7 protein-coding genes are annotated in these 11,039 nt (G+C 48.0%); all 7 read right to left on the reverse strand.

Annotation, left to right across the window (positions count from 1 at the left end; translation table 11 throughout):
• Positions 1-9: 9 nt before the first annotated feature.
• The 7 genes from I6E38_RS08075 to I6E38_RS08105 all read right to left on the reverse strand — a co-directional run bounded on the left by I6E38_RS08075 (position 10) and on the right by I6E38_RS08105 (position 10,812).
• Positions 10-963: a hypothetical protein gene (locus tag I6E38_RS08075; RefSeq protein ID WP_235393487.1), complete on the reverse strand. Its 954-nt coding sequence runs from the start codon at positions 961-963 to the stop codon at positions 10-12.
• Between the two features lie 6 nt (positions 964-969).
• Complete coding sequence (locus I6E38_RS08080) at positions 970-1,860, reverse strand: tellurite resistance TerB family protein (protein ID WP_235393488.1); 891 nt, start codon at positions 1,858-1,860, stop codon at positions 970-972.
• Between the two features lie 43 nt (positions 1,861-1,903).
• Entirely contained in the window at positions 1,904-2,956 is a 1,053-nt protein-coding gene (locus I6E38_RS08085) for a leucine-rich repeat protein (protein WP_235393489.1), read from the reverse strand.
• Positions 2,957-3,007: 51 nt separating this feature from the next.
• On the reverse strand, positions 3,008-4,189 hold the full coding sequence (locus tag I6E38_RS08090; protein WP_235393490.1) for an SPFH domain-containing protein: 1,182 nt from the start codon (positions 4,187-4,189) through the stop codon (positions 3,008-3,010).
• Between the two features lie 216 nt (positions 4,190-4,405).
• A complete protein-coding gene (locus tag I6E38_RS08095; RefSeq protein ID WP_235393491.1) occupies positions 4,406-7,147 on the reverse strand; it encodes a hypothetical protein in 2,742 nt (913 codons plus the stop codon).
• Between the two features lie 21 nt (positions 7,148-7,168).
• Entirely contained in the window at positions 7,169-9,919 is a 2,751-nt protein-coding gene (locus tag I6E38_RS08100) for a zinc ribbon domain-containing protein (RefSeq protein WP_235393492.1), read from the reverse strand.
• Between the two features lie 470 nt (positions 9,920-10,389).
• Positions 10,390-10,812 carry an energy transducer TonB gene (locus tag I6E38_RS08105; protein WP_407936652.1) on the reverse strand — a complete coding sequence of 141 codons (423 nt, stop codon included), beginning with the start codon at positions 10,810-10,812 and terminating at the stop codon, positions 10,390-10,392.
• Positions 10,813-11,039 lie beyond the last annotated feature (227 nt).

Raw genomic sequence — 11,039 nt, forward strand, 5'->3', positions numbered from 1 at the left:
TTGATTGGTTTACTTTTCAAATGTGTTATACAATTTCAAGATGTTTTCTGCAAACCAGTCTACCAATTCGTCATCTGATTTCTCCAACGTATCAGTAACGAGCCACATCCATTTGCCTTCCTGTCTTGCACCAGGTTTCTGCTCCAAGTTAGGCAACTGAGAGAGAACATCATTCTTGGCAATGAATTCCTGCATCTTGACTTTAGCATCCTCACCACCTGTTGTGTATATGCAAACTCTGGCTGTGTTATAGCGAACGCTGTAGCCACAGTCATAAGCAAAGCCTTCGTGGGTTGGCGAATTGAAACCGATGTATGGGCGACCCTTCGGGTTGTTAATATGTGACTGCACTTTGTCTTTTACTCTTTCAACTACTTTCTCCCAAATATTGTTGCACCATTCAACATTAGCCTCTGAAGCTTCGTTGCTGGTAGCAGGAGCGTCAGTAGATTCACCTTCTGTTACAGGCTCGAAAGGTAGCTCTACTGAATTATTGTGCTTTATCAATTCCATAAAGTCATCGAAGCCTTCCTTGCCGTAGTAATCCAAGATAAGGTCACGCTCAAACTTTGCAACAGCATTGAGCACCTGACTACGAGTTACGCCATAAACAAACTCACGACCTGCCTTAATCTCATATTTTTCAACACTTTGGTTATGCAACTTTGAACACTCCAAGCAATACATATCGTTGGTCAGCAAGTTGCGGATTCTATCATCCACATTGCCGCTCATCTCTGGGTACTCAAATACATCAAAAAGCTGACATACCTCAGGGATGCCCGTACGAACCTCTTGATTGATTCGCTCCATAGCACAATCCCACATATCTTTACAGTCATCTGTCTCGGAGGTCTGACCGATTTTGAGCCAACCGCCGTCCTCCTGCTTCAACTCAGTATTCGAGAAATAATGAGAAGAAAGCCGCTTGGGACCAAATACGTAAATTAATGTTCTCTTCATTGTATATTAATTTTTTAAGTTGATCTTTTCTTTAAGGCAGAATTTCTTTATAGTAATAGTTATTATTGCTGCAGATCCTAGTACAGCATAAGGTATAGCTAACTTCCACCCAATGTCATTTCTATCACTATTTGTATTAGCACCTATTACGCAAATGATAATTATTATAGCAGCTATAATTACTTCTATTTTTACAACATTCCAAGCCTTACGCTTAGATTCTTCTTCTTTTTCGTTAGCATCTTCAATCTCATTCTCTACTTCTTGAAGCAGAAGTTTGATTTTTGGATTGTTGCTATAGTACATCTTTGCCTTGCGAATATAGCGCTCGACATTAGCTTGGTTTTCGGCAGTATTATCACAAGACTTGAATTTAACCAGTGCATCCTCCAGATGATTGAAAATTTCTTCTAAGTCTTTGCTTGATTCTGGTGTGATGAATTGGCCGCAAGATGGGCACTTGTCTGCTAAAAGAGGAATTGGAGCTCCACAGTAAGGGCATGTATTCCCTTTTCTTTGGTTCATAATAGTAGCTACTGCCTGGTCAGCCTTCTGCTGTTGGGCATCAATGTAGAGGTCAACCTCATCTAAGTTTAATCCTAAGGTCTGTGCCTTGTTCAGAAGAACCTGACGTTCTTTGGGAGAGATGATGCCATCGGTGAGCAACTCCTTGATAAGGTCGTCCAACTCCTGCGGTATTGCATCTTTCTTCTGTGCAGACTTTGCTTCCATCTCCTTCTTGCGCTTTGCAAGACGACCATTAAGCACAAGTTCAAACTCGTCAAGGTCTATGCCCATAGCCTCGGCTTTCTTAAAGAGAAGATTTTTCTCTTTGTCAGTAAGCACTCCATCTGCCAATGCAGCAGTGATGAGCGCTTCCAATTTTTCGTTGTACATAGTAATATTATTTCGTTGTTATTGAATTTTATTTATATGTCTATTAATGGTGTTTTTCGTAGAATCTTGCCTCAAGCACCATTTCCACCTCATCAGGATCTTCTCCCTCCATGACAGCACGACGCAGAACTATCTCCTTCATCTTGTCGGTCAGCTCATCATTCTCTGCTACAGAATTGATAAGCTCCTCAAGACCATCCGAGAAGAGATTGCCGGACGACTTTACTATCTGAGGCTTAGCGATTGATTCTGACTGACTTTCTTCTTCATTATCATCTTCATCTTCTTCTACCTCGATATCTACGTCCTCTGTATCTTCTTCTCCGTACTCTTCATCTTCTTCATCTTCATCATCGCTCATGTCCTCCGGAAGTGGTAACGGAGTCTGTGGTTCGTACGGACCATAGAAGTCAAGCATGTCTTCTGGCATCTTTCTTAGTTTTATTTCAGAATCGGTTCTCTGTAAAAGTTGCGCATAGTATGTGTACAGTTCCGCTGGCACATACAATATCTCCACGCTATAACTCAAAGATTCTAAATCCGTAATCTTATTAGTATAAAGATACAACTCGGATATAGTGCCATCTTCTATTGGATATCCCAATTTCTCCACCGAATTCGGAATAAATACTCTCCTTACTCTCTTGCCACCTGCGAAGTTGTCGCCAACAATCTCCACTCCTTTAGGAATTATTACTTCATTAATTCGATCACAGCCAGATAATAATTCATCTGGTATTTCCTTGAGTAACGTTACTTTAGAGAAATCCACCTCTTCCAAGTACTTCTCCTTTTCATAGAAAACACAACCCGATAATTTTATCAATGTAGAAGGGAAAACGACTTTACGAATTCCTTCATATCCATCCAAAGACTCATCATCAAGGGATGTATATCCTTCGTCAATAGTCAACACACCATCTTCGAATGTCCCCAACTTGATTTTAACATTTTCGTCATCAGATTTGTCATCATCAGTATTGAATAAGTCATGTTTGGTTTCTTGCAAATTCTTCAAGGCCTCGTTCTTTACATCTTCCAGACGTTCCCCAACAGTCTTTGCAATATCATCGACCATTTTTTTGAATATTCCCATACTATAACATCTTTAATGTTTGTTACTTTTGTTTTTAACTATTTGGAAACTTTACATCCCCGGCATCTGCGGCGGCATTCCCGGCATCTGCGGAGCTGTTCCTTGGAACAACGGAGCGAGTTCTGCCACGTTACCAGCAAACTCCCATTGCGCCATGCCGTTCTTCCATACGTACGACTGCTGGGTGAGCTGACCTTGCTGAACGAGCTGCTGCAGCTTGTTCCAGTCACACGGACCATACTGCTGACCGTTTATGCCGATGAAGTATTGCACCTGAGGAACGGCTCCCTTACCAGGCATCTGCGGCGCACCACCCATGCCCGGCATCTGCGGAACGCCACCCATCTGACCCATACCACCCATAGGCTGCTGACGGAAGGCATTGATGCCGTTGTCCATGGCGTTGTTCAGAACGCCAGCATTGAGGTTGGCTTGGTGAGCACCCATAAAGGTCTGTTCGGTCTGCAGGCGAGAGGCACGCTGCATCTCCTCACGCTGAATGCGCATTGTCTCGCGCTGATTCTCAAGGTTCATGCGCTGCAGTTCCTCCTGACCGCCAAGGTCGAGCTCCTGCTTTCTGCCCATAGCGTCCAGATTAAGCGACGACTGCTTGCGGAGCATATCCTGCTGAAGATCGTTGTTAAGATTGAAGTTTGAGATCTGAGCATTGTGCTGAGCCATCATGCGCTCCTTCTCAAGGTCGGCAGTAAGGGCTTTCAACTCGCGATAGCCACGGCTCTCCTTGTCGATGTTGATGCTCGTGATGTCGAGACTGCGGATGGTGATGCCGAAGAGCTTCTCCACCTGTGGCATAACACGCTGCTGCACCAGCTCGCTTATCTCCATAATCTTGCGTTCAATCTGAACCACTGGAATCTGAGCGTCTATAGGAGCATTCACCACCACGCTCTTGATGAACTTGGTGAGCTGACCACGAAGCTTGTTCTTAAAGGTTTCGTCGCTGTAAGCCTCGTTGCGGTTAACGCTATGGAAGAGGTCCATATCCTCAATGGCATACACAATGGCACCGTGAACAGCCACGGGCACACCATAGTCTTGCAGACGCGGGTCGAACACGTCGAAGTAAGGAATGGCAAAGTTCACCTGACTGCCCTTGCTCAGATTGCTGAGGTTGGTCAGATTAGTCTGTTCCACTTTTCTTGCAGCCTCTTCCGCTGCCTGTCTCTTTTCTTCTTCCACTTCGCGGGAAGACTTAAAACCAAAGAATCCCATAATATTATTTCAGTTTTTAATTATTATTACTTAGATTTCGCAAGCGAAAGTAGTTATTGGAAGTTATTGGAAGATAACTCGCTTCGCTCGTGAAGTTAATGGACAAATGTCCTATTGTTTAAGCAATAAAGCTATTGTCCGTTCGCTCGGCTTTGCCGCTTGCTTAAGCAAGAACTTCTTGAACGACCAAAGGGAGTGATAACTTCTTTAATCCCATTAACTTCTGAACTTGCGAAAGTTCAATTTTTTAGTTGTGTAAATTCTCTTTGTCTTGCCCTTCGCATCCACCTCCACAAAGGTGTCGGCAGCATACTGTCGGTTAGGGTCATGATAGTTGAACGAATAGCCCATCTCGTAATTGCCGTCGATGGTGGGTCGGCTGAATTGGTCAATGCTGTCCAGCGTCTGCGGGTTCAGTCCCAACTGCCGATAGAGATGCTGTTCCACCATCGTTCGGATGGCGTTCAAGTTGTCGTCAACATATCCGCGTATCTGGTCGATGAGCGACTGGCTGTTCATGTCTTTCTTCAACAGTCGCTGGCACATTGTCTTCCTGAGCGGCATTCCGTCAGCCTTTACTGCGGCAGGCGGCATGGCATCGTTACGCAAAGCCGACTCAATCACGTGGTCGCTGCGACGCACATGAAGCATCGGGTTGCCATAGAGGCAGAACATCAAGGCTGTGCTCATAGAGAAGCAGTCGTCCTCTATATTGCGGCACATATTGAAGTAGTCGCACTTGGCTTGCAGCAGGGCCTTGCCTCCCGTCATTCCCTTAAACTGATAGAGAGGATAAAGGCGCATAAGCACCTCGCTGCCCGTACCCGGATTGAGTATCAGCTCGCGCACCTCGTCGGTCTCTCCGCTGCTGAACATCGGCACTGACACGAGCGAACCGGTATAGAGCAATACGCCTCCTCCATAGAGGGCGCTGAGCAACATCGAGTCGTTGCGATCGTAACCGGCATATCGGGCACCGAAGCATGCCACGGTGTTGAACACCCTTGCCTTGCCATGACTTAGAAGCGAAGGATTGAAGGCTTCTGCCTCGCTATAGAATCCGCACATGCCCTTTGCGTCGGCACCATGCAGATTGAACATCAGCATGTCGGCATTGTCCAGCGACTTGCAGTAGATGCCAAGGCTTTCAGCGTCTTGCATAAGCAGCTTAGGACTGATATACATTCCGTTGCGTATGAGTTCGGGGTCATCGTTGTTGTAAAGTAGCGGCAGGTGCTGGGTCATCGTGCAGCTGGCTGGAATCCAGTCGCGATTGCTTATCATCAACACATTGCCTACGGGTATTCCGTCGCCGTACATACCGCTGATATTGAAGTAAGCACCGAGGTCGCTGCGTATGTCCGTACTGAGCTTTCCGTCTTCCAACGGCAGTCGCGCCACATTGTTTCGGGCGCATCCTACGGTGAAGTCGGAGTCGCGGTTGTCCAGCAGGTCCACGATGTAGGTGCCTTCAAAGGCATAGCATGTGTCGGTGGGTATTCGTTCGCTGCCATACGGCCACGGGTCTTCCACACGCGGAATAGGAATAACGTCGTCGCCACCTATTATAAACAGATGTAGGTCGGCACCTGCTGTCAGCTTGTTTTCGGCTATGCAGCGCGACACAGCCTCGTTGCATTCTATCCATGATGGAGGCTCGTTGGCTGAGTCCATTCCGTATTGGGCAATGTCGAGGAATGTCCAGTACATCCGCTGGTCGTAGGCGTTCTGTATGAAGTCGTCGAAGACGTCATACACGTCCTGCGTGCTGCATCCGTATTTTCTTGCCAAGGCATTGGCGTTGGTAAGGATGATGCCGTAACGGTCGTCCAAGGCATCGGCTGCGGGCTGCGGAGCCGACTTGCTTTGTCCAGGCATCGGCGGCACAGCAGAAGCTTTCGGCATCGGCGGAGGAGTAGCAACTCCCAATCCCATGTTGTTGGCAGCTTGCAGAGGATTGAAGCCACGCATCTGGTTGAGCTTCACGTTCTGCGCATTAAACTTCGGCATAGGTGGAGGCGTGGGCATCTGCGGAGGCACAGCCATCTTGATTTTCTCCTTGGGCTTCAGCTCGGCAAGGGTGGTGTCGCAATAAAACTGATACCACTCTTCGGGCTGGGGCTTGTCCTCAAGCATCTCCTTCACGGCGTACCACAGAGCACCCAGCGGCTCGCTCATTCCGTTCTGCACGGCTTGGTCGAGATATTGCAGGGTCTGCTGTCGGTAGTAGTCCTGCTTGCCGTTCTTGTGATAGTCGGCAAGATTGTCGAGAGCCATCAGCAGGGCAATGTCGCCTTGCGGACAACCGAAGCCGCCCATTCTTGGCAGGAGCACGGTGGCATTGTCCACGTTGCCTGTCTTGATGAATGCCACATGCGCCCAGAAGAGCTGCCAATAGTTGTCGGTGCGCGAACCGAAGAAGGCAAGGGCGCACTTGTCGGGATACATCGAGGCAAGCAGCAGATGATAGTAGAACTGGATGTTGTTGTCGGCCGTCATCACACGAGCCAACTGCTCCAGACCATTAAACTTGCGTTGCAGGATGTCAGTATGGTTGGTCTGTATGGCATTAAACACCTCGTTAAGAGTCTGCTCTGTCAAGAACTCGTTGCCCTTGCTGCCTTGCATCACGCTGATGTTGCGGCGCACCTGGTCGATTATCTGCGAGGCACGCATCGGAGCTATTTGCCATTGTATGCTCAGCTGGTTCAGCTCAGCCAGACGCAGATTGTCCAGCTTGCCGTCCACCAGACGTTCCTGCACTGCTTCGAGAAAGAGACGTTCGTTCTGCTGATAAATCTCAGTCTGCGTCTTCTGCGCCTCATATACAGTCTTGTTGTTCACCGTACTGTTGTTGGTGGTGTTGGTCGTGGTGGTATAGTTGTTTTGCGTATTGTGTGAGTCGGTATGTATTCCGCCTACCACAGCCGCGTCGCCATCAAGTTTTATGTCGCTCATAGTCTTTCTGATTTTTAGTTTTTACCATTGAAACGGAGCACCACAGTCAGGGCAGCATGGTGTGCCTTGCGCTATGCGGATGGTGTGTCCGCAGTTATAGCATTGACATTCTATCAGGTCCTGCTTAGGGGCTGCTTCTTGTGGAGCTGTCTGCTGAGGAGCTTGCTGACTGGCTGCATTGCCGCCTATTCCTCCGTTAAAGGCGTTCAGGTTGTTGGCAGCTGCCGAGCTTACCTGCGAGATATTGTTCATTGCCACATCCTGAGTATGGTCTACACGCTCCTGCTGTCGGCGGTTGTCCTCTTCCAGCTGGCTTATACGCTGCTGCTGTTGTGTCTGCTGAGCACCGCTAATGCCGGTGGCAGTATCCTTTATCATGCCAGCCATCTTCATCATCGCCTCCATCTGTGCGTTGCTGTTCTGCTGCTGCATCTGTAGCATCTGCTGCATCATGGCTTCCTTCTCGGCAGCGGTCTTTCGCAAGGCGTCGGCTTCCTTCTCGCCATTGTAGGCGTTAGCCATTGCCACCTGTGCGTCTGCGGTGAGGTGAGAGAGCTGTGCTGCACGTATCTGTTCTGCCGTCATATTGGCAAACTGGTTGTCGCGATTGATCTGCTCGTTGCTCTCGATGGTGGCTATATTCTCTTCGTGCTGATACTTCTGCTGGTCAATCTGCTGCTGCATCTGCGCCATCTGCTGTAGCTTGTCCATCTGGCGCTGGTGACGATTGGCTTCCAGCTGCTCGTCGTCCATCTTCTCCTGACGGTTGCGCTCGTAGGCGAGGCGGTCGTCTTCCAGTTTCTCGTTGCGAGCGAGCAGATGGTCTTCCTTATCTATTTCGCGCTGGCGCATGAGTTGTTTGAAGTCGTAGTCGTCTTCTTGGGTTTTGCGGTCACGCTGGCGGTTGTATTCCTTTTCCTCCTGCATCCACTGGCGCTCACGCTCTTCGTCTTCGATGCCCCAGTTGCGGCGGCGCTCCAAGTCTTCGCGTTCCCAGTCATGGTCAGTGCGCGAGTCGTCGAGAGCCCACTCTGCTTTGAGACGGGCAGCGTCGATGTTCTGCTGACTCTGTATGCGCATTATCTCCGTTATCTCTTCACGCGGGATTCTCTTATGTGCAAGTTCGTCTTCGAGCACCTCCATCTCCTCCTGCTTCACGAGGCGGTTGCGGCGAAGGTCTTCCAAAGCCTCGAACTCTTCCTCCTCGGTCTTTGCCTCACGTATGCGCTTCTGGCTTTCAAGCATCTGCACAAACTCGTTTAGCTCGTCGTCATGCAGAAGCTGGTCCATATTGAGATTCTGGAGAGCATGGCGCAGTTCTTCGGCGTTCTTTGCCGAAGCTATCTGCTGGGCGTTAGCCTCCACCTCCATACGGTTGCGGAACTCGCCCGTGCGGTGCATGTAGTCGAGTTCCTTCTCTGTATTATACAGCTGACGCTCCACCTGACGGAAACGCTCGAAGTCCTTATTGTTGTCGGTGATGTTCAGCACCTGAGTGCATTCTATGCCATACACCTGCTGATTGATGGTCTGACGGATATGTTCTTTCAGAGCGTTGACCATGTCGACGGTCAATCCGCCTTGTTCGTAGTTCTGATTGCGAAGCTCCTGTCGCAGCAATGTCTCTACGGTACCGCTGAGCATCTGCTGCAACTCTCTTGTGGTGACGCTGTTGCGGTCGGCGAGATAATTGGTGGCAAAGGCATGGATGTCATTGACGCTCATCTGGAGCGACACACCTATCTGCACGTCATGCATGCCCATCGGAATGGTATAGGGCTGGAAGGCAAGATTGCCGTCCTCCTTAATAGCACCGCCGAATGTGAGCGTGATGAAACGGTTGCTGACTATATAAACTGACAGGATAGGAGCCTGAGTGATGCGAGCCAAGATGCGGGCATAATTCAGCTGACGCTTCTTGGCTTTCTCCTTCTGCTCACCCTTCTTCTCGCCGAAGATGATGCGGCCAAGCCAACTGAAACCTCTGCCTACTTCGCCCACGATACCGAGCTCGCGGAATGTGGGCTGAGCCAGACGTTTGCGGTCGCGTTCACGCTTTTCGGCTTCAGCCATGTCTTTCTCAGCCTTCTCCACAGCCGCCTTGATGGCAGCCTGCTCCTCTTCCAACGACTTATAGAATAGGTAGGCACCAGCCGAAAGAGTGGAAACCAGCTCACCATTAGCAAAGATGATGGCGGTGCAACCTTCCTGCACTATTATTCCCTTGAGTTTCTCTATCTCGTCAAGTTCGCGTTCGCTGATCTTGCGGGCTATCTCGCCGGGCTGAATGTTCCAGATGGTTCTGCCGCGCACCACGTCAACACCATCTACTGCCTCCATACTGCGACGGTCACGACTACGCTCTGCTTCGCGTTCGGCTGCCATCTGTGCCTGTTCAGCCTGCTGCTGCGCGTTTCGTGCCTCACGTATTTCGGCACGTCCCTCAGCTGCCTGCTGATTTAGGGCCTGTCTTTGCTCTTCGGCTATCTGACGATTGAGCGCACCACCGGTCATGGCGTTAGCAACAGAGCGCACGGCATTGGTGAACATTCCCTTGCTTGGTTGTGGAGATTGTGTGGTAGGGGCTTGTGGCATAACAGGTCGCTGCGGTTGCATCGGGCGCTGTGGCATAACAGGTGCTTGAGGACGCACAGGCTGTGGAGCCTGAGGTTGCTGAGGTGCCTGAGGTTGCAAGCTGACGGGTTGTCCACACTTGGTACAAAATTTCATTCCTGGTTGTAGCGTTGCGCCACACTTTTTGCAATATGTCATAATAGTTATTATTTTTAAGGTTATGGGACTGACTTATGAATTTAGAATACGGAACAAGCGAGAACAATAAGAACGAAGGCGACGAAAATAAACCAGAAGAATCTGACGAAGCATCCAATACATCCAGTGATTCCACTACCTAAGAAGCCTCCAAATAAACCCAACAATTGAACACCCCAGCCCAAGAGGCCAAGTACAACAAATAATATAATTCCTATAAGAATAATCAGTAATATAGCTCCCATGTTATAAAAATTATCATTAAGTAAGGAGCAAAGTTATCAGATATTTATGACCTGTACAAGTCCATAATGGTTCACAAATGAAAATTATACAGACAAGGTAGTCTATAAAAACAACTAAGGCGTTAAAGTAATCGTTTCGTCAAAATGAAACAGATTACTTTAACGCCAAAATATAAAAATAAAGACTATTTTATTAATTCTCTGAACTTGCGAAAGTTCAATTAATTAATTTAAACTGAAAGTAATTGGTAATTGAAACTTCACTGGCACAGGCTTTCCATCCTGCTTACCTGGTATCCATTTGGGCATAGCCTTTACAAGACGTAATGCTTCTCTGTCAATAGAAGGGTCAACACTACCTCCTATTCGCACGTCGGTGAGGCTACCATCAGCCTCGACTTTAAACAATACTATTACCCTACCTTGAATTCCATTTTCTGCAGGAACACTTGGATATTTAAGATTCTCTTTAAGATAAGCCACTAAAGCCTTCTCACCACCAGGAAACACAGGCATCTCTTCTACTACTTGGCTTGATTTTGCTTTCTCGGTTTTCTCTACTTCTTGATTTTGCTGACAAAAAGCATGAGAAGTAGCAAGAACGGATAGAACTGCCACTAAAAGAATTTTTAATACTCCGTTTTTCATATTTTGACGTTTTTATAGTTTTATAAAAACAAAGGTAATGGATATTTATTTTGCAAACAAGTCCATAATGGTTCATTGACAAAAAAATTGGAAACATGTTATTATGTCCAGATACAAAAAAAGGTCTCCAAAGTCGTTAGACCTTGAAGACCCAAAGTAAAGAAGGCAGCCACCTACTCTCCCGCATTGCATTGCAGTACCATCGGCGCAAGCGGGCTTAACTTCTC

Origin of the sequence: Leyella stercorea, from assembly GCF_021531355.1 — a bacterium.
In the GTDB taxonomy this organism is placed as follows: Bacteria; Bacteroidota; Bacteroidia; order Bacteroidales; family Bacteroidaceae; genus Prevotella.